This is a genomic window from Actinoallomurus acaciae (genome assembly GCF_042429965.1).
Taxonomy (GTDB): Bacteria; Actinomycetota; Actinomycetes; order Streptosporangiales; family Streptosporangiaceae; genus Actinoallomurus; species Actinoallomurus acaciae.
In genome coordinates, this window is the sequence record NZ_JBHLZP010001320.1 from 1 (window position 1) to 294 (window position 294).

Annotated in this window: 1 protein-coding gene; it reads right to left on the minus strand. The window is 73.1% G+C overall.

The annotated features are described in order from the left end of the window. Positions 1–294 (minus strand): FtsX-like permease family protein (locus tag ACFFNX_RS52320; RefSeq protein WP_378213937.1); only part of this gene is annotated, 294 nt, incomplete at both ends.

Here is a 294-nt window from a genome sequence, read left to right on the forward strand (position 1 = left end):
GCCGCCGAGGTCGGCGCCGGCGGCACGGAACAGCGCCTGCAGCAGCAGCGCCAGTCCCACCCCGGCCCCGAGGCCGAACGTCGACCCCACGACGCCCACGCCGACGGCCTCGCCGAGCACCGCCCGGGTGACCTGCCGGCGGGACGCGCCGACCGCGCGCAGCAGGGCGAGCTCCCGCGACCGCTGCGCCACCAGCATGGAGAAGGTGTTGAAGATGATGAACGCCCCGACGAAGACCGAGATCACCGCGAAGACCAGCAGGAACGTCCGAAGGAACGACAGCAGCCGGGCGAT